The 24,518-nt window shown below is 42.9% G+C and carries 24 protein-coding genes; 15 read left to right on the forward strand and 9 right to left on the reverse strand.

The genetic code is table 11. The features are described from left to right. Positions 1–70 precede the first annotated feature (70 nt). From V1U08_RS08165 to hcaR, 6 genes are all read right to left on the reverse strand, one after another. Complete coding sequence (locus V1U08_RS08165) at positions 71–496, reverse strand: hypothetical protein (RefSeq protein ID WP_330470383.1); 426 nt, start codon at positions 494–496, stop codon at positions 71–73. A gap of 84 nt (positions 497–580) precedes the next feature. After that, the gene (locus V1U08_RS08170; RefSeq protein ID WP_330470384.1) at positions 581–1,477 is read right to left on the reverse strand and encodes a hypothetical protein; all 897 of its coding nucleotides are present in this window, start codon (positions 1,475–1,477) and stop codon (positions 581–583) included. 27 nt (positions 1,478–1,504) lie between these two features. Continuing rightward, positions 1,505–2,485 carry a hypothetical protein gene (locus V1U08_RS08175; RefSeq protein ID WP_330470385.1) on the reverse strand — a complete coding sequence of 327 codons (981 nt, stop codon included), beginning with the start codon at positions 2,483–2,485 and terminating at the stop codon, positions 1,505–1,507. Between the two features lie 31 nt (positions 2,486–2,516). Continuing rightward, entirely contained in the window at positions 2,517–2,960 is a 444-nt protein-coding gene (locus tag V1U08_RS08180) for an eCIS core domain-containing protein (RefSeq protein WP_330470386.1), read from the reverse strand. Positions 2,961–3,042: 82 nt separating this feature from the next. Then, positions 3,043–4,425, reverse strand: a complete 1,383-nt coding sequence (locus V1U08_RS08185; RefSeq protein ID WP_330470387.1) for an ATP-binding protein — start codon at positions 4,423–4,425, stop codon at positions 3,043–3,045. A gap of 277 nt (positions 4,426–4,702) precedes the next feature. After that, positions 4,703–5,596 carry a DNA-binding transcriptional regulator HcaR gene (hcaR, locus tag V1U08_RS08190; protein ID WP_020333185.1) on the reverse strand — a complete coding sequence of 298 codons (894 nt, stop codon included), beginning with the start codon at positions 5,594–5,596 and terminating at the stop codon, positions 4,703–4,705. A 136-nt stretch (positions 5,597–5,732) separates the two neighbouring features. Between hcaR and hcaE the strand changes: the two genes are divergently transcribed. The 8 genes from hcaE to V1U08_RS08230 all read left to right on the forward strand — a co-directional run bounded on the left by hcaE (position 5,733) and on the right by V1U08_RS08230 (position 13,992). Next, complete coding sequence (gene hcaE, locus V1U08_RS08195) at positions 5,733–7,091, forward strand: 3-phenylpropionate/cinnamic acid dioxygenase subunit alpha (RefSeq protein ID WP_020333184.1); 1,359 nt, start codon at positions 5,733–5,735, stop codon at positions 7,089–7,091. Continuing rightward, on the forward strand, positions 7,088–7,606 hold the full coding sequence (hcaF, locus tag V1U08_RS08200; RefSeq protein WP_020333183.1) for a 3-phenylpropionate/cinnamic acid dioxygenase subunit beta: 519 nt from the start codon (positions 7,088–7,090) through the stop codon (positions 7,604–7,606). Before hcaE ends, hcaF begins: the two co-directional genes overlap by 4 nt. After that, entirely contained in the window at positions 7,606–7,923 is a 318-nt protein-coding gene (hcaC, locus tag V1U08_RS08205) for a 3-phenylpropionate/cinnamic acid dioxygenase ferredoxin subunit (protein ID WP_020333182.1), read from the forward strand. Before hcaF ends, hcaC begins: the two co-directional genes overlap by 1 nt. Then, a complete protein-coding gene (gene hcaB / locus V1U08_RS08210; protein ID WP_330470388.1) occupies positions 7,920–8,732 on the forward strand; it encodes a 3-phenylpropionate-dihydrodiol/cinnamic acid-dihydrodiol dehydrogenase in 813 nt (270 codons plus the stop codon). The genes hcaC and hcaB overlap by 4 nt, the downstream gene beginning before the upstream one ends. A 9-nt stretch (positions 8,733–8,741) precedes the next feature. Beyond that, entirely contained in the window at positions 8,742–9,947 is a 1,206-nt protein-coding gene (gene hcaD / locus V1U08_RS08215) for a 3-phenylpropionate/cinnamic acid dioxygenase ferredoxin--NAD(+) reductase subunit (RefSeq protein WP_330470389.1), read from the forward strand. A 194-nt stretch (positions 9,948–10,141) separates the two neighbouring features. Next, complete coding sequence (locus V1U08_RS08220) at positions 10,142–11,098, forward strand: homocysteine S-methyltransferase family protein (protein WP_330470390.1); 957 nt, start codon at positions 10,142–10,144, stop codon at positions 11,096–11,098. Positions 11,099–11,538: 440 nt separating this feature from the next. Next, positions 11,539–13,140 (forward strand): malate dehydrogenase (quinone), encoded by a 1,602-nt coding sequence (mqo, locus tag V1U08_RS08225; RefSeq protein WP_065296759.1) that lies wholly within the window; start codon positions 11,539–11,541, stop codon positions 13,138–13,140. A gap of 510 nt (positions 13,141–13,650) precedes the next feature. Beyond that, positions 13,651–13,992 (forward strand): DUF3316 domain-containing protein, encoded by a 342-nt coding sequence (locus V1U08_RS08230; RefSeq protein ID WP_014231685.1) that lies wholly within the window; start codon positions 13,651–13,653, stop codon positions 13,990–13,992. A gap of 85 nt (positions 13,993–14,077) precedes the next feature. Here the strand turns inward: V1U08_RS08230 and nlpI are convergent, their stop codons facing one another. Beyond that, positions 14,078–15,019, reverse strand: coding sequence for a lipoprotein NlpI (gene nlpI / locus V1U08_RS08235; RefSeq protein ID WP_065296758.1), 942 nt, complete (start codon positions 15,017–15,019; stop codon positions 14,078–14,080). A 375-nt stretch (positions 15,020–15,394) separates the two neighbouring features. On the opposite strand from nlpI, the gene V1U08_RS08240 reads away from it, so the two are divergent. From V1U08_RS08240 to V1U08_RS08255, 4 genes are all read left to right on the forward strand, one after another. Then, positions 15,395–16,201, forward strand: a complete 807-nt coding sequence (locus tag V1U08_RS08240; protein WP_330470391.1) for an HAD family hydrolase — start codon at positions 15,395–15,397, stop codon at positions 16,199–16,201. A gap of 123 nt (positions 16,202–16,324) precedes the next feature. Next, positions 16,325–17,095, forward strand: a complete 771-nt coding sequence (locus V1U08_RS08245; RefSeq protein ID WP_065299591.1) for a DeoR/GlpR family DNA-binding transcription regulator — start codon at positions 16,325–16,327, stop codon at positions 17,093–17,095. A 274-nt stretch (positions 17,096–17,369) separates the two neighbouring features. Then, positions 17,370–19,169: an amidohydrolase gene (locus tag V1U08_RS08250; protein ID WP_330470392.1), complete on the forward strand. Its 1,800-nt coding sequence runs from the start codon at positions 17,370–17,372 to the stop codon at positions 19,167–19,169. Between the two features lie 367 nt (positions 19,170–19,536). Further along, a complete protein-coding gene (locus V1U08_RS08255; RefSeq protein ID WP_049794662.1) occupies positions 19,537–19,962 on the forward strand; it encodes a septal ring lytic transglycosylase RlpA family protein in 426 nt (141 codons plus the stop codon). 87 nt (positions 19,963–20,049) lie between these two features. On the opposite strand, the gene V1U08_RS08260 is transcribed toward V1U08_RS08255, so the two are convergent. Next, entirely contained in the window at positions 20,050–20,667 is a 618-nt protein-coding gene (locus V1U08_RS08260) for a LysE family translocator (protein WP_330470393.1), read from the reverse strand. A gap of 114 nt (positions 20,668–20,781) precedes the next feature. Here V1U08_RS08260 and V1U08_RS08265 point away from each other — a divergent pair, with 114 nt between their 5' ends. After that, a complete protein-coding gene (locus V1U08_RS08265) occupies positions 20,782–21,759 on the forward strand; it encodes a GlxA family transcriptional regulator (RefSeq protein ID WP_330470394.1) in 978 nt (325 codons plus the stop codon). Positions 21,760–21,949: 190 nt separating this feature from the next. Here the strand turns inward: V1U08_RS08265 and V1U08_RS08270 are convergent, their stop codons facing one another. After that, a complete protein-coding gene (locus V1U08_RS08270) occupies positions 21,950–22,333 on the reverse strand; it encodes an energy transducer TonB (RefSeq protein ID WP_330470395.1) in 384 nt (127 codons plus the stop codon). A 285-nt stretch (positions 22,334–22,618) separates the two neighbouring features. Between V1U08_RS08270 and V1U08_RS08275 the strand changes: the two genes are divergently transcribed. Next, entirely contained in the window at positions 22,619–22,900 is a 282-nt protein-coding gene (locus V1U08_RS08275; RefSeq protein ID WP_014231677.1) for a YhdT family protein, read from the forward strand. Further along, positions 22,893–24,380, forward strand: a complete 1,488-nt coding sequence (gene panF / locus V1U08_RS08280; RefSeq protein ID WP_330470396.1) for a sodium/pantothenate symporter — start codon at positions 22,893–22,895, stop codon at positions 24,378–24,380. Before V1U08_RS08275 ends, panF begins: the two co-directional genes overlap by 8 nt. Positions 24,381–24,518 lie beyond the last annotated feature (138 nt).

Below are 24,518 nucleotides of genomic sequence, written 5' to 3' on the forward strand. Positions count from 1 at the left end.
AATTAAAATTAGCCCCAAGTATTTAGGTGTAGAAATTGGGGCTTTATTATGACTAGGTAATAATTGCCAACTAAAGATGTTTGTTAATCCATTTTCTACATTCTAAATATGTATGATGCCGATTTTTGTTATGAGATAAAGTGTTGTGGTACATCTCCATCTCTTTCTTAATATAGGTTTTTGTACGTCCGTCAAAATTTATTCTAGAACGGTCATCACCATTGTATTTCACATGATCTTTATGAACATGCCACATGGAGCCCTGACCAGCTTCAAAGTTAATACCCTTGCCTTGTATAACACCGGAACTAACTAATTTTAATCTCTGGAGTTGATAACTACTTCGAGTACCGTCTTGTAATCGTTGTTTAGAGATATCTTTACGCCGATTGTCTTCTAGTCCTGCTCTTTGACTCAAGTTTTTCTTCCGTTTACTCAATATCGCTGCAAGTTGAACTGTAGAGCGCTTTTTAGAATTGTCGATTTGCGTGTACATATTTCCACCTATAAATAGTTGTAAAATGTGATAGCTTCACTCACCTAAAATAAATTCTACATAGTTTTTATTTTTAAATAACTGTTAATCAGCCATATAATCATCGAACAACTGCTCTCGATGATTGACAAATTCATTCAGGTTAGCTTGGTTTCTAAAGGAACTTGCTGGTGGTTTATCATACATATCAGAGAAAGTAGGGTTTTGAATTGATTCGCTTTTACCCTTTAAGCTAGCTTTAGAAGCTGCTGTGGTTGTTTTCCAAGAATAAACCGCATATGGATCCATATTTAATAGCTGATTTAATAGATGTTTAGCAGTAACTAAATCTCCGGGGGTTTTGTTCAACTCCATCATAAGACTGTCGTGAATGGCTTCGTAGTCATTGATAAAACGATTTATCCGCGCTTGTATCTGATTGGAAAATGCTCCGGAAAGCGGTAATTCATCTTTGTTCAAGAAATCTCTTACTTCGTTCGCATTCACTACCTGCTCATCAAAAATATATTGAACTTCAGGCATAGTTGTAATACTTGTCAAAGCCGAAAGTGTGACTCGGTGTGCAACAGTATGAGGACCTTGAGGGATACTACTAATCTTATTGTTAGGCTTAGTATGAGTGTAAGTATACAAAGTTGGTACTCTTGAAGATAGATGAATACGACCTTTTAATCTTAACTCTTTATCGTATTTCGTTGCTTCTGATTTTGTCCAGAATGTTCTGTAAGGGTCAAATGTAGAATACCAACGTCCCGCAGCATACTTCTGTACCTTAAATTGTGTCATACCACCTGTCAGACTAACTCTTTTCTTATTAAAGTGGGCATGGTCATTATTTTCCTTCAATATTCTTGGCACTAATAATGTTGACCGGTTATCTAAAAACTCAATAGCCTTTGAGTTAACTTTAAGGTTCTTTTCAAGGCTATAAATAACACTACTATTAGAGTTATTTTTAGACTTCACTTTAGCTTGAAACATTCTAAGTACCTTAGATCCTGTTACCAATCAACTGAATTCTTTTCCATCTTTTTGGCTTAAATATGGGTCCCATGGAGCGACAACTCGCATATCTCCAATATTCTGTTCTGAAATAATTCTAGTAATATTATTTTTTCCATTATGTGAATTGTCTCCATGGGTAGCAGAATAATACGCATGTACTGCTTTTTCTCCATTTATAAGAACCGCATTTTTCGTGAATATTCGCTCTGGTCCTGGAGCTTGTTTTGTTCCAGTTCCTACGGTGTAATGTTGATTCATTTTATACGGTAACTTAGTACGTAGTGTCTTGTGAACTCCACGCTGGCGCCAATCTTCTCCTTTTTCACCCTCCGAAGCTCTATTGATATTTTGAGACTGAGAACGGTCAAGGTTAAAGTTATGTTGGCCTACAATCCACTTACTTCCCTGAAGTTCGATGAACTGTTTTTGAATATCATCATCTAACTTTGACCATTCCCGCTGTATGTATCCCCATGTCAAGCGTCGATGGTTTCCAAAAGACAAACCGTCAACTAAATTACTATATTCATCTCTAATTTTATGGATTTTTCTTATACTAGACTCCCGTTTATTGAACTTCGCATCCTCTTCCATATCATTTAATTTTTCTAAAACTGAAACATTAGGGTTATATGCTACTTTACCCCGAATGAAATTTAACAAGGGCTCGCAATATCTAGGTTTAATAATAAAATCACCTGGCCACAAACTTTTCCCTGCATCTTTTACATCCTTCAGAATACGAGCTTGCATCACTTTCTTAGAGTCCATCAACGATTGTTGATTAAAAATACTGGGTAACTCTATAGGCTTTAAATACTCCGCCGGAGTAGAACGTACAACTTTATTTTGTTCAATTACATCTTTAACAGTAAACCTATTATCTGTTAGGTATCTAGGGGAGGGGCTGTACTTTTTGCGCTGTAAGGCTTGATCACTAACGTAACTAGTGAGTTTATTTATTGCCTTTCCTTCCTTGTACATACACAACTTCCTTTTTAAGCTTTGTTTGCTTTCATGAAATATTCTTTATCGCCCTATTCCCCATCTCTGTCGCTTCATTTTCCAGTGATGGGTTATCATTTACCGCCATTCCTCCGACAGAGGTCGTTGGCTTGACGCGCCCTTCCATTTGCTGAACGACGTGCCCCAATTCGTGGGGTAAGTGTTTTTCCTGTCCGGATGCTAGATGAATATCGCTACCTTGCGCGTACGCGTGAGCCTGAACGGCAGCGGGTTTGCTGGAGTTGTAGTGCACTTTTACGTGATCAAGACTCTTTCCGCTCAAGCTTTCCATACCAGACTTTAAATTGTCCGGTAGACCTGTGCGATTGGGTTGACGTTGGATAGCGTTAGAGTCACGGTTATCTTCCAGTACTTGCGCGTTGGATTGACCATACTTACGTTGGACAGGATCTTGGGGCTGGGAACTCGGTCGTTTTTTAAGCTCAGAAAACACTTTGGTTATCCTCAAACGTTGATCTAGCTTACATTGAGTCTAGGATCGAACGTGCATTATGCAATAAAGCGCAAATACTAATTTAGACCAGTTTGTTGTCTTTTCTGAACTCATTCCGAATACCCGAGATAATATCTTGTTGATATACCTTTCGTTCGTTTCGACGTATTGCCGTTAGCGCACATTGACGAAGGACATTAATTATTTGCCCACCCGCCATCTGGTAATCGCTGGATATGCTGTTTAAGTCGACGTCATCAGCAAGATCACATACATTGTGGAAGGCATTTTTCCACAGCTGCAAGCGCTCCTCTGGGCCGGGGATGGTGAAATGCACCATATTTTGGAATCGACGGGTGAAAGCTTCGTCCATATTGCTTTTCAGATTGGTTGCAACAATGACTGTTCCGGGAAAGTCTTCAATCTTTTGTAATAAATATCCCGTGAGCTGGTTAGCATGGCGATCATTTGAAGAGTTGGCTTCAGTCCGTTTGCCAAACAAAGCATCACCTTCATCAAAAAACAGTATCCATTCTTTATAACTGGCAGCGTCGAAAACTCTCGATAAGTTTTTCTCGGTTTCCCCGATGTACTTTGAAACCACCATCGACAAATCTACCCGATACACGTCTCTGCCAGTAGACTTACCAAGCAATGCAGCCGTCAGTGTTTTCCCTGTACCGGGTGGCCCAGAGAACACAGCTCGATAGCCGGGTTTTACTTTTTTCGCCAGTTGCCAGTCTTGCATCAGAGTATTGCCGTGGGCGAGCCAGGCGCGGATCTCGTCAATCTGGCTCATTACGTTATGCTCCAACACCAATTCCGACCATTCTAGCGGCGTATCTAACGGATGTGCGGGAAAGCTCGTACTTAACTCTGGCCGATGCTGCTCACCCGTAATGAAATAATTTAGCCAGTGGTCATTCAAACGGTAGACACCTGCTAAACTTGGGATTCCTGACTCAACAGAGAGCAGCTCTGTGACTTGCTCTGCCATCAGCTTATGTTGGGAAGAGAGAATAGACATCGTATGGACACGCCATTCAGGGTTATTGGCACTGATTAAAAAATTGAGCGTTTGGCCCGTAGGTACGAAACCGCTGAATGTTCGATCAGCGACGCCACCAAACTCGGTGAATGGACGATCAATCATCCCGTTAAGACCAAAAAAGAAATCCAGTGCATCGGGACGGATTGAAGGCGCCATTGCCAAGGCTAATGCGAGTCGTTCAAAAACGTTTAACTCCCAGTCAATGAGCATGTCAGCATACAAACTGCTACCGGGTGCTGTATCTGGTGGAGGAATATCAATCCAATGCTGCTCATGTCCGTCTTGTTTTAGATAGCTACAGATAACCTGGCTAATAACATTGGTTAGCCAGTCCACTTCCCGATACAGTGCTACCATATTAGCCGTTGTATTGTTTGGGTTATCACCATAGTAATCGCTATCGATTAACGCCATTTAGCCATCTCCACCATACACAACTCATTGCTCATTCAACCAGTCTGTAAAAGTATAGGCAAAGCTGGGGTATTGGTAACGTATGATACGCGTACTTGCTCGACTCATACCAATTTGGATTCTTAACTGGTCAAGTTATTACCCAAGAAAGATCGCTTAATGCAAGACATGAAAAAATATATCCCACTAGAAATAATCGGGTATGGCAAAAAATAATCTTCGATTTGGCTATCCGTTATTAAATTAAAACAAGAGATATTTATTTCAATAAACGGAATTAATTAATTCTCGGCTCATTAAATTTTGACTTCACAATTGAAACCAGTTCCTGCAAAGCTGGATTTTGATTATCTTTATTCCACGCCATAATAAGATCAAAACGTGGTGCTTCTCCTTGTAATGGGCGAAAAACCACATTACCTGGATTAAATTTTTCCATATAACCCGGGCATATAGTAAGCCCTAATCCCATCCCAACCAAATTCATCGTAACCAAGATATTAGTCGACGTCTGTACAATATTTGGTTGGCATTCTGTGGAATTAAGATAATCCTTAACCATTGGCGACAAGGCCCCTGAATAAAGCGGATCTGTGGCAATAAAATCCTGCCCATTGAGCATCGACGGACTAATCTCAGAGTGCGAAACCAGAGGGTGCGATACGGGCAACATCACGATTAGCGGCTCACTAAACACAACCATACGTTCTACAAATGGGCTAATAACAGGGTTACGCATGAAGCCTACATCAAGCTGACCGTCGAGTATTTGGGATTCCTGCTCCGTGGTGATGACACTACTCAACTCTATTTGCATATCCGGATTTTCAAGTCGTAGTAACGGGAGCACTTCAGGTAATACGTTAACTTCTGCTGAAGGCACAAAACCAATCGTTATTGATTTATCGTTTAACATTGCCTGTCTTGCTTTAATCTTGGCGTTTTCAGCCATCTCCAATATCGAAATAGCTTCCTTAAGAAATAACTCCCCCGCAGCAGTGATCGTCACTTTTCTTCGATTACGCATTAGCAACGGCACGCCCACGCACTCTTCCAAATCCTTTATCTGACTACTCAACGATGGCTGTGATGTGTGTAACTTCGCCGCAGCCCGAGTAAAATTTAACTCTTTCGCAACAGCAACAAAATAACGTAAGTGCCTTAATTCCATGGTTTTATCCTATTTATAGGTGAAAACGATTACTTAATACAAATTAACTATTTCACACTTTCCCTACCAATCTGCAACATGATTAGGGACTCTACAAATAAGGTCAATAACTCTGTAACCCGAGGATATCAATAATATGACCACACACTCAAAACTGGACATCTACAGTCTGATCGATAGCACAAATGGCCGTGTCACCCCAAGTATTTATACAGATCCTGATATATATCAACTTGAATTAGAAAGAATTTTTGGTCGATGCTGGCTATTTTTAGCCCACGAAAGCCAAATTCCTAAACCCGGTGATTTTTTTAACACTTACATGGGGGAAGACGCTGTAGTTGTTGTACGCCAAAAAGATGGCAGCATCAAAGCTTTCCTTAATCAGTGTCGTCACCGCGCTATGCGCGTCAGCAATGGTGACTGCGGAAATACTCGCGCTTTCACCTGCCCTTATCATGGCTGGTCATATGGTATCGACGGTAACCTGATCGATGTACCGCTCGAACCACGTGCTTATCCCCAAGGTCTGTGCAAATCACAGTGGGGCCTGAATGAAGTACCTTGTGTCGAAAGTTACAAGGGATTGATTTTCGCTAACTGGGATACCAGTGCTCCGGATCTAAAAGAATATTTAGGGGATATCGCCTGGTATTTGGATGGTGTATTAGATCGCCGCGAGGGTGGAACCGAAATCGTAGGTGGTGTCCAGAAATGGGTGATCAACTGTAATTGGAAATTCCCAGCTGAGCAATTTGCCAGTGATCAATATCATGCACTCTTCTCGCACGCCTCTGCGGTGCAGGTGTTAGGTGCCAATGATGACTCCGACAGAAAACTTGGTGCAGATCAGACTGCCCGACCAGTCTGGGAAACAGCCAAAGATGCTGTTCAGTTTGGACAAGATGGGCATGGCAGCGGCTTCTTCTTTACAGAAAATCCGGATGCAAACGTATGGGTAGATGGCGAAGTAGCCCGTTATTACCGAGATACCTACGAAGAAGCTAAACAACGTCTTGGAGAAGTCCGTGCATTACGCTTAGCTGGTCACAACAACATCTTCCCGACTTTATCATGGCTAAATGGTACAGCTACGCTGCGTGTCTGGCATCCAAAAGGCCCTGATCAGGTAGAAGTATGGGCATTTTGTATCACTGACAAAACAGCCTCTGATGAAGTAAAAGCCGCATTCGAAAACAGTGCCACTCGCGCATTTGGTCCTGCTGGTTTCCTTGAACAGGATGATTCAGAAAACTGGTGCGAAATTCAGAAATTACTTAAAGGTCACCGAGCTCGAAATAGCACTTTGTGTCTTGAAATGGGACTTGGTCAAGAAAAACAGCGTGAAGATGGTGTTCCAGGTATCACCAACTATATCTTCTCAGAAACAGCGGCACGCGGCATGTATCAGCGCTGGGCAGACCTGCTAACGAGTGAAAGCTGGGATGAAATTCAAACCAAGACTGATGCTTTTCAACAGGAGGTTTTGAAATGAAACCAGTATCTCTTCAAATTCATCACGAAATCAGTCAGTTCTTATTTCATGAAGCCACATTACTCGATGACTGGAAGTTCCGCGATTGGCTAGAACTGCTGGACGACGAGCTGGCTTATACGATGCGCACTACTGTGAATGCTCAAACCCGTGATCGTCGCAAAGGCAAGCAGCCACCGACGACATGGATTTTTAATGATACCAAGTCACAGCTTGAACGACGCATTGCCCGTCTGGAAACCGGTATGGCATGGGCGGAAGAACCACCTTCAAGAACTCGCCACTTAATTACCAACTGTCAGGTGGAAGAAACTGAACTACCGGGTGTTTTTGCCGCGAGAGTCAATTACATACTGTATCGCGCACAAAAAGAACGCGATGAAACCTTCTATGTCGGCACTCGTTTTGACTTGGTGAAACAAACCAATACCGACAACAACTGGAGCTTGTTAAAACGAGAGATTGTTCTCGACCAAGCGACTATCAATTCTCATAACCTTAGTGTGCTTTTCTGATGAACCGAATTAAAGCTTGCCTCGTTGAAGAGTTACCGGAAGGTGAGGCTCTCCGGATTGATGCCGACCCAGTTATCGCACTGTTTCATGTTGGCGACGAATTTTATGCGATGAATGATCGTTGCAGTCATGGTAACGCCTCTATGTCTGAAGGCTACTTGGAAGATGATGCGACAGTGGAATGCCCGCTACATGCCGCCAGTTTTTGTCTAAAAACGGGGAAAGCACTTTGCCTTCCCGCCACCGATGCCATTGCCACCTACCCGGTCAGTGTTGAGGACGGCACCGTCTACATTGATTTACCGGAGGCGTCATGAGTGATTTACAAGACAATGTCGTCTTAATTACCGGGGGTGGTTCCGGACTCGGGCTGGCACTAATAGAGCGCTTTATTGAAGAAGGTGCAAACATTGCCACGCTCGACATCTCTGCAGACAAAATAGCCTCTCTTAAGCACCAGTTTGGTGACCGAATTGTCGCCGTTCAGGGTGATGTAACATCAGTGGAAGATAACCAGCGTGTTGTAGACGCAGCCCTAACTGAGTTTGGTAAATTGGACTGCTTTATTGGCAATGCTGGTATCTGGGATCACAATGTATCGCTGGTTAAAACTCCGGCTGAGAATTTAAAACAAGGGTTTAGCGAATTGCTTGGTGTTAACGTGCTTGGCTACATTCTGGGAGCCAAGGCCGCTGCACCAGCTTTGATTGAAAGTCACGGCAGCATGATTTTTACCCTGTCCAACGCCGCCTGGTATCCGGGTGGTGGAGGTCCACTTTACACGGCCAGTAAACATGCTGCGGTCGGTCTAATCCGTCAACTGGCTTACGAGCTAGCACCAAAAGTGCGTGTTAACGGCGTTGGACCTTGTGGTATGGCGACGGATCTTCGTGGTCCTAAATCACTCAATCAGCAAGACTGCGCGATTATGGATTCACTAACCCCCGAAAAAGTAGCAGCAATTCTACCGCTTCAGTCTATGCCAGAAACCCAAGATTTTACCGGACCATACGTGATGCTAGCGTCGCGACGCAATAACCGAACGCTGACAGGTGTGATGATCAATGCCGATGCTGGTCTTGGTATTCGTGGTATCCGTCACGTTGCAGCAGGTCTCGATCTGTAAGGAGAATCCATGGAAAAACACTTTGTAATCATAGGTGGCGGCCAGGCGGGAGCGATGGCTGCCGCCTATTTACGCCAAAAAGGCTTTGATGGACGTCTCACACTAATTTGTGATGAAACCGTTATGCCCTATGAGCGTCCACCTTTGTCAAAAGCGGCACTATTAGATGACGACCCCCAGTTGCAGTTTATCCTGCCAAGCGACTGGTGGCAGCAAAATAAAGTCAACATAATGCAGCAATGCACGGTAAAAGCCATTGAACCGCAACAGCACCGACTGTGCCTAGAGAATGATACGTTTATAGACTTTGATAAGTTGCTAATCACTACCGGAGCTTGTGCTCGCCGTTTTCCGTTATTAGATGAACTCGGAGAGAGAGCGTTGACTTTACGTCATCATCGAAATGCTCAAACTTTGAGGCCTCATCTGCAAAATCAGGAGCGTATCATCGTTGTCGGTGCCGGAACTATTGGTCTGGAAGTTGCCGCCAGCGCACGCCAAAGCGGATGTGAAGTAACCGTAATTGAAGCCGCTCCGGTATTGATGGGACGCAACACACCTAAGCCGGTACAAGAATATCTGCTAGATTATCACCAAAATCGTGGCGTGAAGTTTTACTTCAATGCCCAAATTGAGTTAGCCGAATCCGCTAGTGACGTCACCCTTACGCTGCAGGACGGCCAGCAAATCAAAGGCGATCGAGTAGTATACGGCATAGGTATTGAACCAAACGATCAGCTCGCTCAACAGGCTGGTCTGGAAACACACAACGGCATTATCGTGAATAACCAATGTCAGACATCCAACCCAAATATCTTTGCCGCTGGAGACGTCACCCTTTGTAAAAATGCGCAAGGTCAACTGGTACGCAAAGAAACTTGGGAAAATGCCAACCAACAAGCCGATATCGCAACCTCGGCAATGCTGGAGCAACCTTTTAGTCAACCTGGTGCGGGCTGGTTCTGGACCGATCAATACGATCTTAATCTGCAGTTTGTGGGTGATATTCACGGTGAGCACTGGATAATCCGTGGTGATGTATCAACTCACAAAGCAATCTGGTTTCACGTAGTAGACAATCAGGTAAAAGGCGCCATCACTTTAAATCAAGGTCGCGAAATCCGTGTACTAAGAAAGTTGATCGATTCAGGTAAAGTTGTCGAGATACCGTCCATAACTGATGAGACTGTGGCACTAAAAAGCCTGTTAAAATGACCTCTCCTCTGCCAAGACAAAGTAGCCGAGCCACACTCGGCTACTTTTTGTGTTCCTAACCAAACGAGTCAGACCACTGACAACACCTCATTAAGAATCCTATTAACAATTCCATCATTATAATTGCCATTAATGACTAACTGTTTCTAAACTTCAAAGAACATTTCTCATCTAAACAAGATGGAGGTTTCAACATGGCCAGGCAAAAATCTTTTCCTACTCAACAAGATGGACGACTTTATCTAACCGAGGGAGGGACGGAAACGGAACTGATGTATAAGTACGGTTTTGATTTACCCCAGTTTGCCATGTACCCCCTACTCGATAACCCCGCTGCGGTTGAAAAGATGAGAGAGATGTTCCGAAGTTATCTGGACGTCGCGGCGAAACATAAGGTCTGTGCACTTATGGGTGGGCTCGACTACCGCGCCAGTCCTGACTGGGGAGCGCTATTGGGCTACTCTGCACAAAGTCTCGCTGACGCCAATATTCAACGTATTGAGTTTCTGCGCGAGGTCGCGAAAGAGTACGCCACAGATATTCCGGAAGTTCTGTTTCAAGGTTTAATCGGACCACGAGGCGACGCCTATTCCACCAATCACAAGATCACGGAGAATGAAGCCGAAGACTATCACTCTGTTCAGTTAGAGACCTTGAAAAAAGCGGATGTCGATTTAGCGTTGGCCATCACCTTCAATAACATCCCTGAATCAATCGGTGTTGTCCGAGCAGCTCAGAAAATCGGTATGCCTCTTGCCATTTCACTGACATTAGATAGCAGTTCGAAACTCAATTCAGGCCCCAGCTTAGCCGAGGCAATAAAAACGATTGATAGAGAAACAGACAACGCTGTCGAATTTTATTTAATCAACTGCTCTCATCCAATGGAATATGAACCTGCGATTGAGAATAGTGACTGGATACATCGAATCAGGGGCGTTCGACCAAACGCGTCCAAGATGGAAAAACTCGCGCTGTGTAAGCTTGGACATCTCGAGGATGGCGATCCCGTAGAACTGGGCGAGCAATGTGGCGACCTGGCTAAACGATACCCACACATGGACATTTGGGGTGGCTGTTGCGGAACCTGGGATAACCACTTGGACGAGATAGCCAAACAGGTCATCGCGGCTAAAACCAAAGAAGATTAGCTTACTTTTCGGTTTGAACTTACAACAAAGCTCTCTAACAAATGGGCTTTGTTTTTGTTTACTAAGAGAAAAGTGATAATGCAAACCAAAGACAACCACGTGACTCCAGAAGTGATGAATCAAGCCTATAGATAGCGCCCCCGTAACATTGCCGCTAGTTCACAAAATTTTTCATTTCCCAAGCATCACAACGGTGGCGATCTCATCACCCGACATGGTACAGTCGGTGCCCCTATTATTCTCGATCACTTATCTATGGGCTGTATTTATCCGTAAACGTATAAAGAGAGCTCAATCAGGAGGCACTTAACAACCTGATCGACCCAAGCGATTTTAACAATCGTAAATAACTATAAAAAATAAAAAAATAATACTTTTGAAGACAATAACGTATCCCTCGCTTTCGACTACTTGTTATTTTAGAGAGAGATTACACCCCAATGAACAACGCAACTGGTATAAATGAATTAAACCAGCTCAGTTCTGACAGAGAAAAAATGGTTGATATTGTCTTAATCGGAGGAGGTATCATGAGCGGGACGCTCGGTACATTCATCCAACAACTAGAGCCCAACTGGACAATAGAAATGTTTGAGCGCCTTGATGATGTCGCTCAAGAAAGTTCCAACGCATGGAATAACGCCGGAACGGGGCATGCCTCTCTTGCGGAATCTAATTATACGCCAGAGATGCCGAATGGCCAGGTTACGATAGGTAAAGCTGTTGATATTTATGAACAATTTCAATTGTCTCGTCAGTTTTGGTCCTATCTGGTAAAGGAAGGCACAATTAGTAACCCGGGTAGCTTTATCAAAAGTGCTCCTCATATGAGCTTCGTCACTGGCGAAAACAATGTCGAGTTTCTGCGTAAACGCTTCAAATTGCTTCGAACTATTCCTCTTTTTGATGGCATGGTTTATTCAGAAGATGAACAACAGATCCGCTCTTGGGCTCCATTACTGATGGAAAACCGCGATCCAAGCCAGCCTGTTGCGGCCACCCGTTCTCGTTTTGGTACTGATGTGAACTTTGGCGCTTTGACACATCACATGGTTGACGCCCTTAGAACAAATCACAACTTCAAACTCAACTTGCAACACGAAGTCCGTTCACTGAAACACCAGCCTGATGGTACCTGGAAATTAAAAGTGAAGGATTTTAGTAGCAACAAAACGCGTACTGTTCATACCAAATATGTATTTATAGGCGCAGGAGGCGCATCCCTTACGCTCCTGCAAAAATCAGGAATAAAAGCAGCCAAAAGCTATGGTGGTTTTCCTGTTGGTGGTCAATTCCTAGTGACCGAAAAACCTGACATCATTAAAGCCCACAAAGCCAAAGTATATGGCAAAGCCCCCGTCGGTGCCCCACCCATGTCGGTGCCACATATGGATACCCGAGTCATAGATGGAAAAGAAGTGGTTCTATTTGGCCCATTTGCAACCTTCTCAAGTAAGTTCCTGAAAAATGGTTCTTTATTAGACTTGTTTAATTCCGTACGCCCATCAAACTTACTGCCAATGACACAAGTAGGGATGAAGAGCTTTGATCTTATCAAATACCTTATCGGCCAGCTAACACAGAGCAATGAAGACCGAATGAATGCATTGCGCGAATTCTTCCCGTCGGCAGACATCAAGGATTGGTCTTTGGTACAAGCAGGTCAGCGCGTCCAAATCATAAAGCATGTGCCAGGTAAAGGTGGTGAATTACACCTCGGATCCGAACTTGTTCACGCTGAAGATGGTAGCCTCACCGCCTTATTAGGTGCATCACCAGGTGCATCTGTTTCGACTTCGATAATGCTTCAATTACTTGAACGTTGTTTCAGTAACGAGATGGCTTCAGATAAGTGGAAGCATAAAATTAAAGAAATGATTCCATCGTACGGGTTGCCATTAATCGAACACCCTCAATTGAATCAGGAAATTTTACGTACAACGAGTGAAATACTGCACTTAGAGCAGGACTTACTTGAGGTTCGCTCGAGTAAAGAAAGTATAGTGGAGCAAAACGAACCAGTTTATGCCTGCAGGGCTTAATCTCCTGCGGTTTTCAACGTTTTATTCCCCTATTCTACTCGACTTCCATAACTAAAATACCGCCCGTCAAGGGCGGTATTTTTGTTCTTCAAATGCATGAAAGGTAAGGAAAATCCTGAACCTGACATAAATTCCTGCAATTCTCAGTTTAAACCCAAATGTTCTTGTGGGCTCATTGAACGACTAAAAAGCAATCACTAAGAACATAAGAATAAATATGGCCACCTGTCGCCATATTTATTAATGACAAAACACCCAACTAATAACAACCAAAACTTGATCAGGGTCAAATTAGTGCTACTTTTTATGTATGGGTTCTCTGTTTTTGAGAGTACACCCATACAAGTCGAAGCTGATTTTTCATTTTCAGATAAGCATTTTTTCATTTTCAGATAGCAGAAAGCTTGCAAGATTGTGACAAAGATGATTATCGGGATGACATCAAGAACAAATGAATTGGAACTTAGTCTTTGTGTGTGCCTAATATCCTGTTCATTATAAGGTACTGTTATGAAAGCGTTAATTACAATCTTATGTATGTTTTTTGCGTTTACCGCTACCGCTGGTGAACGGATGGTTCAAAACAACAAAAAACTATACTCAGATACATTTGCTAGTAAAGAAGAAGCGATCAATGCTGGTTTCAATATGTACGATTCACTAGCGAGCGCAAATGACAACCAGTTACGTTGGAAACTGAATCCTACTGGTCAAAGCGTTGTCGGACATAGTATGAATGTAGAAAGTGCTCAAGTGAGGGTTGAGGAAGTCCCAGTATCTAGAGGTACTGTTGAGTATCGTGCCATTGTTGACGTTGATTTCAACTACAGAGTTAATGAAGACGGTCGCTAAACGACAGGTTTTGAGATGAATAAATAAAAGGCGAACGACTCATTGAGTTGTTCGCCTTTTCTATATAGGTATATGCAGATGGTATTTAGTTTAAACTAACAAATTTTTCTGTATTACCCGCTTCTTTTGCAGCTTTAAAATCTTTGGAAATACGTTCTAACTCTAAATATGCATAGCTATGCTCATTATAACTGCATACGTTCAAAGATATGGCTAACTTGTACACTGATAGCGCTCGGCTCATATCGCCATGTTCCATATAATACTTACCTAAATAAAAATAAGCTTCGGTAAGTCGCTGTGCCATCACTTTATTATCTGTTGTGCTATTAGTAACCAGTTTAACAGCATTTTCTTCAGTTATTTCGTTTAGCAGTATACCCGCTAACACCCAACCCCACTCATCGGTGCGGTTTTTATAACTCTCTTGTAACTTTGCCGTTGCTGCAGTTTTATCAACGTCCGATTCTATAATGTATAACCAGATAGCACGGAAAGGATCATTCGGGTTGTCCTCATGGAAAGTTTTCATATCTTCCAGTGCAAGTTCTGGTCTTCCACCATAATAAAGTGCAATTGCACGGTTGTAGATAGCCTGCTTATTACTCGGATCCAATTCAAGAGATGAATAAAATGCGTCATAGGCAGCATCAAACTGACTCAGTTGGGTGTAGTACATCCCAAGCAGATTGTAGATATCAGGTTGTTGAGGGTTGATCTCCAGCGACTTGGCATAGTCTGTACTCGCCAAATCTCTTAACCCAATCTCATCATAATAGAGACCTCGTTTTAAATAGATTTCTGCACGAGTCTCATCGTCGAGTTCTTTATCTGTCAGAAGATGATTTAGTTTTGCAATATTAGCCTCTGCCATTGCATTCGGTTGCAACGGTACAGCCATAGCTGGATAAACTAATTGTTTTTCATTTCGGGTTGAGCTCTCTTGTGAAATGTCTTGCTCAACAAGGTTACATCCTGTCAAAACAATCAGCGCACCTAAACTATAAAACTTATACCATTTAACCATATCTTTACTCCAATTCTACTCCCTGAATCAGCTTGGGAGTCATTCGAGCACCTTTATAGCACAAAAAATAATCAAATTGCCAACTATTAACCAAATACTCAATAAGGATCTCATTGTTACTGACCCAGCTAGTGATCACTTTACTTAAATGTCTTTTCCTTACTGTCTATTTGCGTGTTATCGAAATGCATAGCTCTCCACACAAATTGGCTAATCATTATTTCGTCAAGCCATCAAGTGCTACTCGCAAGGGAGCATAAACAAAAACAAACATCAGTGAATGAAAACAAACAAAATAATGTTCACTTATTGATCGTTATGTCCACTTGTGTTCTTATTGTTTCAGTGACCGATTAAAAAATGAGGAATGCAATAATGATTAAACTGATTATCACGGATATGGATGGCACTTTTCTAAACAGTCATGGGGATTACAACCGTGAATTGTTTCAGGAGGTGGTCACCTGCATGCAGGAGCATGGTGTGACATTTGCCCCTTGCACTGGGAAGCAAGTTGAACGGGTTGAAGAACTATTTGGTGAGCAAAGCAAAGATTTCTGGATACTCGGAGACAGCGCTACTCGTATCAAACATCAGGGACAGATTATTTATCAATCTCTTCTCAATAATGCGTTAGGTCTTAACATCATTCAGCAATTAGAGTCTATTGAAGGTTCGCATATCGTAATTGCATGTACCCCCGAATTTGCTGCTATCAAACGAGATACACCCGAGCATTTACGCACCTTAGTAAGAACCTCTTATGCTGAGGTAAAATTGGTCGATTCATATGCAGATATTGATTCTGATTTCGTGAAAATCACTGTTTATGATGAGAACAAACAGTGTCCACTCATTCGTCCTCAACTCTCTCACTTTGACGAACAAGCCTATATCGTTGTATCAGAAGCTGCATGGATCGATATTGCGAATGCTGGCGTTCACAAAGGAACCACCGTTGAAAAACTGCAATCCATCGTCGGAGCGACAGAAGCTGAAACCATGGCATTCGGAGACGGATTCAATGATATCGAGCTAATGGAACGTGCTCACTTTAGCTTTGCCATGCGTAATGCTTTTGAAGAAACGAAAGCGGCGGCAAACTATATTACCCGTTCAAATGATGAGGATGGTGTAATGCACACGATTTTACAGTTCCTAGCCCTGCAAACAAAATCATAACCTGTTCCTTAAGTTGGGCTGGCCACTTTAAAGCTGGAAATTCGATAAGCATAAACGAACAGATATGAACACAAAGCGTGTTTGTTTATAATGGTTGCACTAGTTCATGAATAGAAAATGATAATGGAAAAATTTTCACCAGAAGAACGCCATCAGTTAATCCTGAATTTACTCAAATCTCATAATAAAGTGATGGCAACTGACCTAGCCGTGCAACTTGGAACCACCGAAGCCACGATTCGTCGAGACTTACGTTTTCTAGCCAATGAAGGATTATGTAAACGAATTCATGGCGGTGCTCTGTCTCTCGTGCCACCGACAGGAACGCAAGAGCAACGCCTGGAGAACAGAAATAGCGAAAAGCAGGCTTTAGCACTTGCAGCACTAACTATTATCAAAGCAGAACAAGTCATTTTCCTAGATGCCAGCAGTACCCATATGTTGCTCGCAAGCCTGTTACCTACTGATATCGGTTTAACGGTCGTAACTAACAGCCCAGCGATAGCTACCCGACTACTGGAAAGACAACATATCAGAACCATCCTTATTGGTGGTGAATTGAATTATGCCGTTGGTGGAGCCATCGACATTACAGCCGTTGAAGCACTAAGCAAATTTCGATTTGATCTTTGTTTTATGGGGATTTGTGGATGGTCGTCTGAAGCAGGATTCAGCGCGATTCACTATCAGGATGGTGAGTTCAAACGCCATGCAGCATCAAAAGCTGGCGCAATTGTTGCGTTATGTACTGAGGACAAAATTGAAGCATTAGGCCCCTACCCATTTATGGAATCTAAGGACGTTGATTACCTAATCTGTTCTCCAGGCAATACGGTAGCAAAAGATTATTTCAGCCAATTAGATTGCACCGTGATTACCACTAATCCTCTTTAACGAAAAATTCTAAGGCTTCTAAAGTTGATATGCCGACTATCGTTCAGACAACTTGAATTAGGCCTATCAACTCTACCTAACACAAAGTTGGTAAGCCTCATTCGTCAACCGTCTGTTTACGTATTTTTAATACCGCCTACCATTTTAGCGTTCGACTCAACTCTTCTCCTTAAATGAAACCTTTTTGATATAAGTTGGGAAAAATCTACCTGATTAATCTACACTTTCTACTTCCTACCAATTCATTTTTCGACGTTCCTTTGAGGGAAACATCATGAGAATTTCACCTTTGGTATTCGCTTTATTTTCTGCCAGTTGGACCACTTTGGCGGCAAGTCCAGCAAAACCGTTTGCAGATACGATCTATGTTGGCGGCGAGATTATTACGGTTAATGTCTCCGACCTTACCACTGAAGCTTTAGCGATTAAAAATGGTCGCATTTTAGCGGTCGGTAAAGAATCAGAATTGATGAAGTTACGAGATGATCATACGAAAATTGTCGATTTAGATGGTAAAACGATGATTCCAGGCTTTATCGATGGTCATGGACATGTTTTTAACACGGGCATTCAAGCGTTATCTGCGAACTTACTTGCCGATCCTGATGGTAATGTAAATAGTATTGCGTCGCTGCAAGAAGAACTAAGATCTTGGGTGGCGAAGCCAGAAAACGGCAAGCATGGAATCATCCTGGGGTTTGGTTATGATGACTCACAGCTAAAAGAGCAAAGGCATCCTACTCGCCAAGAATTGGATGAAGTATCTAAAGACCTTCCGGTACTTATTATTCATCAGTCAGGTCACTTAGCAACGTTGAACACTAAAGCATTGGAGTTGGCAGGTTTGACGGCTGAGAGCACCGATCCTGATGGCGGTAAGATTCGTCGTGAGAGTGATGGAAAAACACCTAATGGTGTGCTGGAAGAAACTGCTTTCTTTGGGACCTTGCTACCGCTATTTGCCAAACTCAACGCCAAAGAGAATGAAGTCATTTTTAAAGCGGGTATGGAGCTTTACGCAAGTTTTGGTTATACCACCGCTCAGGAAGGCCGCGCTTCAACGTCGGCAGTGAAAACTATGTACGACTTAGCTCAATCGGGAAAACTCCCTATCGATGTGGCCGCGTATCCTGATATTCAAGTGGCTCAAGAGGTTATTTCTCCTCCGTATTACTCAAGCGAGTATTCTAATGGATTCCGCGTTGCTGGAGCTAAGCTTAATCTGGATGGTTCTCCTCAAGGCAAAACCGCTTGGCTAACGGAACCTTATCTTGTTCCACCTGTTGGTCAAGAGAAAGGCTACAAAGGTTACCCGAGTATGAGTGATGAACAAGCCGCTGAGCTTATAGAGTTAGCACAACGTAATGGGTGGCAATTGTTAACCCATGTCAACGGTGATGCTGCAATTGATCAATTGCTCAATGGAATTGAAGCGAGTGAGAAAAAACACGGTGTACCTGACCGAGGTTTTATCGCAATACATGCGCAGACCGCTCGTAAAGATCAAGTAGAGCGATTTAAGCGCTTGGGCGTTTTTCCGTCATTTTTCCCAATGCACACTTTCTATTGGGGTGATTGGCACATGAATTCCGTTTTAGGCAAAGATCGAGCAGAGAATATCTCGCCAACCGGCTGGGCTCGAGATTTAGGCATGATTTATACCTCTCACCATGATTCTCCTGTGGCTCTGCCTAACTCAATGCGTGTTTATTCCGCGACAGTTAACCGCGTAAGTCGTACTGGTCATGTTTTGGGGCCTAAACAACGTGTGTCGGCGCTGGACGGATTAAAATCGCAAACATTATGGGCGGCCACTCAATACAAAGAAGAGAAAAGCAAAGGTTCTCTGGAAGTAGGAAAACTCGCTGACTTGGTTATTTTGTCTGAGAACCCGCTCACGGCAAAACCTGAAACACTGGCCGATATCAAAGTATTAGAAACGATAAAAGAAGGGCTAACGGTATATTCAAGTGATCAACAAGTCGCCGCAGGTAGTTGCGTAAACACTAAGCGATGTCAGGAAATCGCAACTGCCACGATGATTTCTGCCGGGCTATTGCATCACTCCCACTGATCTTTTTTTTCAGTCTCTTACTTTTAACAAACAATTAGGAAGCCAGTTGTGCTTCCTATTTGTTTAACCAAGTCTATCTCTAAAATATGGATATATTTGAAAAACAACAATGAATCACCGCGATTCACTGGCATACAGTTTGTTCTTACAGACAATTAGAGGACATTAATCATCTCGTTCAAACGTCAAAAAGGGCTTAACGTTGGTAATTTCAGATCCAAAAATTTTCTTACCCATGACCAAACTAAATGCAGTCTATGAAACAATCAGCAATCGTATTGAATGATAGCGCTTGTCTCATTCAATTTTCTACTGACTTAATGCAATAGTGGCAAGCCACTCCATGTTGTGTAACAAGCTAAAACGCATGAAAAAACTTAATCTCATTTTTGTCGCTTTGATCCTTAACTTGTTAGTTGGGTGTTCCTCCGCTTCGGCCATAAGCCAAGATAAAACAACAAGTTATTCCAGATCACATCAGCTTACAGGTAAAGCTTCATGGTATAGTCAAAAGTTTCACGGAAAACGTACAGCAAGTGGTGAGCGATATAACAAAGGAGCTTACACAGCGGCTCATAAAAGCTTACCTTTTGGAACAATCGTGAGAGTCACTAATACAGCAAACGCCAAAAAGGTAGATGTCAAAATCAATGATCGAGGTCCTTTTGTAAAAGGCAGAGTCATTGATCTTTCACAAGAAGCATTTGAGCAAATAGGCAGCATCAAAAAAGGCGTCGTGCCGATCAAAATTGAGATTATTGATGATAGTAATACCTTTAGGTATAAAAACTAACCCCCTGCTCGAATTCAACTTGATAGTAAACAAGGCTCAGACTAAAACCTTTCGTGACAGCCCTGAAACAACAGCTATGCCGTTCCGTTATGATAGGCTTTTAACAACAGCCACTGCTGCTAACAGCAAGAAAATCGCACCGCAACACTGATTGAAGATTCGCCCATTGGCTAAAAGTAGCGTTTTAACCTTATCAGCGAGTCTTGCCACGCTAAACTCTACAGCGAACTCGATGCAAAGAAAGCTGAATGTTATCACCAGGAACTGTGGAATAAATGCTTCTTCTGGGTTGATAAACTGAGCTAAAAACGCCGTAAAAAATAACAATACTTTCGGGTTGGACAGTGCTGCAAAATACCCTTGCTTAAACAGCTCCTTAGGCAACACAGAAACCACATTTTTTGTTTGTTCTACGCTCACTGCTGATACGAAGAACAGCTTGAAACCTAACCAAGCAAGATACAACGCACCCAACCATTGAAGACCAATCATCAACTCAGGTTTTGCTTCTAGTAGCGTGCCCAATCCTAGCATTGCTACCGTGATCAATATGAAAAAGCCACTAATCCCCCCACATATCGTCCAAATTGTCTTTTTATAACCATATCGAGCACCATGACTTAGTGCCAAAAGTGAGTTTGGGCCCGGCACACAAGCAAGACCTAGAGCAGACAAAGCAAAGACACACCAAATTTCAAACGTCATAAATAACCAATTAATTGAGATACTGAATTGGGTTTAGTATCTCTCAGTTCCAAAATTGTTTATGGTATATTCTGGACGTAAAATATGACTATTTAGACAAAGGGCGCAAGACAAATGAACGCAGAAAATGGTGTCCGGTTTCTATTAATACCTCTGAATAATTTTAACATGCTTCCGTTTGGCGGCTTCTTGGATAAACTCCGTTTTTCAGCAGATGAAGCCGATAACAGTCAACAACGGTATTGTTCATGGAAAATTTTATCTCACACCAAAGGTTTAGTTGTTTCGAGTAGCGGGATCCCGATTAAAGTTGATCTCGACCCTAGCGAAGTTCAGCTTGCGGATTTTGACTATGTGGTTCTGTTTGGTAGTCGCACTGCGATTGAATCACAGCAACAATCCGCTTATTACCGCTCTTTTATTCGAACTGTTGTCGCAAATGGAATACCAATAGTAAGCATCGATAACGCTTGCTTTACCCTTGCTGAGCTAGGGTTACTGAACCGTCACCAAATCGTGGTTCATTGGCGACATCATAGTGAATTCAAAGCGACCTACCCTAAAGTCGTCGTACGAGATGAACAGCTTTATCATTTTGATCGCAAGCTGATCAGTTGTACTGGGGGAAGTGCCGCTATCGATCTTGCGGTGGCAATTTTGCAAAAACATGTTGGCCAGATAAAAGCAGAAAAAGGCTTAGCGGATATGCTGGTTGATGAAAACCGCAGTATGCAGCACCGCCTAAAGTCGTCACATCAAGGACTGTACCAGAATCGTCATATGGATAGAGCGGTTTCTTTAATGCAAGAAAACTTAGAGCAGACAATAACCGTTGAACAGGTTGCTACGCTCATTGGCATCAGCCGACGACAATTGGACCGTTTATTTCAGCAAAAGCTTGGCGTTTCCGCGCGTCACTATTGGCAAGAGTTGCGTTTACAACATGTGTACTGGCGATTGACGCATTCTAGCCATGACCTTGTGCAACTTGCAGATGAAGTTGGTGTTAGAGATATCAGCTATCTATGCAAGATTTTCAAAAAAAGATTTGGCATCACACCAGGGCAATGCCGTCGCGATCCGATAATTTAACTATGAGCTGTTTTTATTTAAACTCTTTTCGAGGCTAATTTATTTTTGAATCTGACTGTCTCGGCATTGCTTAATGATCAGAATGAATAAGTGAAGTAGATAACTTTGTTGTTCGAGATAGATTGGCTGCTGACACAGCCAAAACGATACTATTATCTAATGAATGAAGGCTTATAAGTTTTAGGCAAGTTTATCTACTTTGAAAACTGATTTCACTTGTCACGTAAACAGGTATTTTTAATGTATTAGATTCAGACGGAACATATTCTAGTTTACTTAAAGCCTTTAACGCGATGAGATCCCACTCCCCCTCGGGAGATGACTCTACAATTGTAGGGTTAAATATCTCTCCATTCGAATCTATTAAGTAGTTAATCTGTACATAACCAGCTATTTTAGGCACATCAATATGAGGCTTTAAACTGAACCTAAAATCTTCAGATGTCTGAACCCAATAATCTTGTAAGTCCTGTAGCTCAACTTTAATTGGTGATTGTGTCAGATATACTTCCTGCTTTGATGCACAACCACTTAAAGCTAAAAGACTTATCGATAATAAACTCAAAATTCTCATTTACACTCCTTGTAAAATATAACACCTTGTTATGGGGTGAGTAGCATAATGCTGAATCTTATTAAGCCACCTTATAATTTATAATCAACAGGTTGAATGGATAAAAGAAGGTTGGTTCACAAAATCGAGCATTCGCTCTAGGTTGACCTGATTGAAGGCTGACGATGAGTATTGCTAGCTTCAGCCACTGAAAAATGGAAAATTAGGCCTCACCTGTTAATGTTCTAGTCCAATTGTTTTAGAGTATGCCTCCTACGGTAGTCGATTTAACTAAACAGTGAATTTATGCAAAAAAACTCTGATCTTATCCATCAGGCCAATCGCGAAGCATGTTGGGCGATACTTCTTGCTCTGGGCTACTTTGCCTGGTGGTACTGTGGTGCCTATGTTTTCTCTGCGCCAAAAGACGAACTGCAACTCCCTCAATTATACTGGGGCATGCCACTGTGGTTTGTATTGTCATGTGTACTTGGCCCCATCCTTTTTACCGTGCTATGCGCGCTAATGGTTAAATACCTTTATAAGGATATCCCTCTCGACAAATACGACGACGAACATTATGAATAGCCAGCTTATTATTCCTTTATGTATTTACCTTTTTGCGGTTTTCGCTCTGGCATTCCTGACTCGCCATTATCACAAGCCGGGGAACTTTCTTACCGAATACTTCGTGGGAAGCCGCAGTATGGGAGGATTTGTCCTCGCCATGACGCTGGCGGCAACCTATGCGAGCGCCAGTAGCTTTATCGGCGGACCTGGGGCGGCTTACAAAATGGGACTGGGCTGGGTGTTACTGGCAATGATCCAGCTGCCAGCTACCTGGCTGACTCTGGGCGTTCTGGGCAAAAAATTTGCGATAGAAGCAAGACGCCATAACGCGGTGACGATCAACGATATGTTATATGCCCGTTTTAAGAGCCGAAAAGTCGTGATCTTCTCTTCACTTGCTCTGCTTCTGGCCTTTTTCGGAACAATGGTAGTGCAATTTGTTGGGGGAGCCCGCCTGTTGCAAACTGTGCTTGGGATCAGCTATCAGAATGGGCTACTGTTATTCGCCTGTACAGTCGGCATATACACGACTATTGGTGGTTTCCGAGCTGTTGTTCTAACTGACACCGTTCAGGGGGTGATGATGGTCATCGGCACCATCGTTCTGCTGGCTGGTGTTATTCATGCTGGTGGGAGTCTGGAAAACCTGGTCACTAAACTTCACTCCATTGACCCTGCTCTGGTGACACCATATGGTCCGGATCATTTCCTGAGTCAGCCGTTCATCCTGAGCTTTTGGGTTCTGGTCTGTTTTGGCGTGATCGGGTTACCTCAGGCTGCTGTACGATGCATGTCATACAAAGACAGCCCTTCTCTGCATAAAGGTATGGTGATCAGTACGATTATGATTGCGTTACTGATGTTTGGGACTCACCTGACCGGAGCCTTAGGCAGAGCACTCGTGCCAGAGGTTGCCAGCCCGGATCAAATCATGCCAACACTGATGATGACGGTTCTGCCCCCGATGTTTGCCGGAATTTTTCTCGCAGGGCCAATGGCGGCCATTATGTCGACTATCGATTCACAGCTGATTCAAGCATCTTCTACGCTGCTAAAAGACCTATATATTAACTATATCAATCCCCAAATCGTTGAAGACAAGCGTGCAGACAGTAAACTGAACCGCATTTCACTGTGGACGACAGCTATCTTCGCCAGTCTGGTTTTTGTTGCTGCGACGAATCCCCCAGATATGATCATCTGGCTGAACCTTGTGGCATTGGGTGGTCTGCAGGCGGTATTTTTATGGCCGCTGGTATTTGGTTTGTACTGGTCAAAAGCGTCGGCAACCGGCGCATTTAGCTCCATGGTCATCGGGCTAGGCGTATACATCAGCTTAGTTTGGATCAAACCCGATATGGGTGGTGTTCACCCCATCGTTCCGACGATGATTGCGGGCATGCTCATGTTCGTTATCGGCAGTTTATTGAAGCCGAATGCTTCTGAAAGCAAAGAGCTAGTATCAGTCAAAACATACTGCACACAAAAAGAGCGATAGCTGATAAAAGCGACATGCTCATGGGCACAGATAGGCACAATTGTTCCTACCTGTGCCCAATAAGGAATGACTCAATTCCGCATATATAGACAAAGTTCAGATAGGAAAATTGGGCTGGATTTGGTTAAACCTAGATAC

This window comes from Vibrio sp. YYF0003 (genome assembly GCF_036350715.1).
Taxonomy (GTDB): Bacteria; Pseudomonadota; Gammaproteobacteria; order Enterobacterales; family Vibrionaceae; genus Vibrio; species Vibrio natriegens.

What these genes read in the sequence shown, in the direction of transcription:
- V1U08_RS08165 (WP_330470383.1), bottom strand. Translation starts at nt 496, where the DNA reads ATGTACACGCAAATCGACAATTCTAAAAAGCGCTCTACAGTTCAACTT.
- V1U08_RS08170 (WP_330470384.1), bottom strand. Translation starts at nt 1,477, where the DNA reads ATGTTTCAAGCTAAAGTGAAGTCTAAAAATAACTCTAATAGTAGTGTT.
- V1U08_RS08175 (WP_330470385.1), bottom strand. Translation starts at nt 2,485, where the DNA reads ATGTACAAGGAAGGAAAGGCAATAAATAAACTCACTAGTTACGTTAGT.
- V1U08_RS08185 (WP_330470387.1), bottom strand. Translation starts at nt 4,425, where the DNA reads ATGGCGTTAATCGATAGCGATTACTATGGTGATAACCCAAACAATACA.
- hcaR (WP_020333185.1), bottom strand. Translation starts at nt 5,596, where the DNA reads ATGGAATTAAGGCACTTACGTTATTTTGTTGCTGTTGCGAAAGAGTTA.
- hcaE (WP_020333184.1), top strand. Translation starts at nt 5,733, where the DNA reads ATGACCACACACTCAAAACTGGACATCTACAGTCTGATCGATAGCACA.
- hcaF (WP_020333183.1), top strand. Translation starts at nt 7,088, where the DNA reads ATGAAACCAGTATCTCTTCAAATTCATCACGAAATCAGTCAGTTCTTA.
- hcaC (WP_020333182.1), top strand. Translation starts at nt 7,606, where the DNA reads ATGAACCGAATTAAAGCTTGCCTCGTTGAAGAGTTACCGGAAGGTGAG.
- hcaB (WP_330470388.1), top strand. Translation starts at nt 7,920, where the DNA reads ATGAGTGATTTACAAGACAATGTCGTCTTAATTACCGGGGGTGGTTCC.
- hcaD (WP_330470389.1), top strand. Translation starts at nt 8,742, where the DNA reads ATGGAAAAACACTTTGTAATCATAGGTGGCGGCCAGGCGGGAGCGATG.
- V1U08_RS08220 (WP_330470390.1), top strand. Translation starts at nt 10,142, where the DNA reads ATGGCCAGGCAAAAATCTTTTCCTACTCAACAAGATGGACGACTTTAT.
- mqo (WP_065296759.1), top strand. Translation starts at nt 11,539, where the DNA reads ATGAACAACGCAACTGGTATAAATGAATTAAACCAGCTCAGTTCTGAC.
- V1U08_RS08230 (WP_014231685.1), top strand. Translation starts at nt 13,651, where the DNA reads ATGAAAGCGTTAATTACAATCTTATGTATGTTTTTTGCGTTTACCGCT.
- nlpI (WP_065296758.1), bottom strand. Translation starts at nt 15,019, where the DNA reads ATGGTTAAATGGTATAAGTTTTATAGTTTAGGTGCGCTGATTGTTTTG.
- V1U08_RS08240 (WP_330470391.1), top strand. Translation starts at nt 15,395, where the DNA reads ATGATTAAACTGATTATCACGGATATGGATGGCACTTTTCTAAACAGT.
- V1U08_RS08245 (WP_065299591.1), top strand. Translation starts at nt 16,325, where the DNA reads ATGGAAAAATTTTCACCAGAAGAACGCCATCAGTTAATCCTGAATTTA.
- V1U08_RS08250 (WP_330470392.1), top strand. Translation starts at nt 17,370, where the DNA reads ATGAGAATTTCACCTTTGGTATTCGCTTTATTTTCTGCCAGTTGGACC.
- V1U08_RS08255 (WP_049794662.1), top strand. Translation starts at nt 19,537, where the DNA reads ATGAAAAAACTTAATCTCATTTTTGTCGCTTTGATCCTTAACTTGTTA.
- V1U08_RS08260 (WP_330470393.1), bottom strand. Translation starts at nt 20,667, where the DNA reads ATGACGTTTGAAATTTGGTGTGTCTTTGCTTTGTCTGCTCTAGGTCTT.
- V1U08_RS08265 (WP_330470394.1), top strand. Translation starts at nt 20,782, where the DNA reads ATGAACGCAGAAAATGGTGTCCGGTTTCTATTAATACCTCTGAATAAT.
- V1U08_RS08270 (WP_330470395.1), bottom strand. Translation starts at nt 22,333, where the DNA reads ATGAGAATTTTGAGTTTATTATCGATAAGTCTTTTAGCTTTAAGTGGT.
- V1U08_RS08275 (WP_014231677.1), top strand. Translation starts at nt 22,619, where the DNA reads ATGCAAAAAAACTCTGATCTTATCCATCAGGCCAATCGCGAAGCATGT.
- panF (WP_330470396.1), top strand. Translation starts at nt 22,893, where the DNA reads ATGAATAGCCAGCTTATTATTCCTTTATGTATTTACCTTTTTGCGGTT.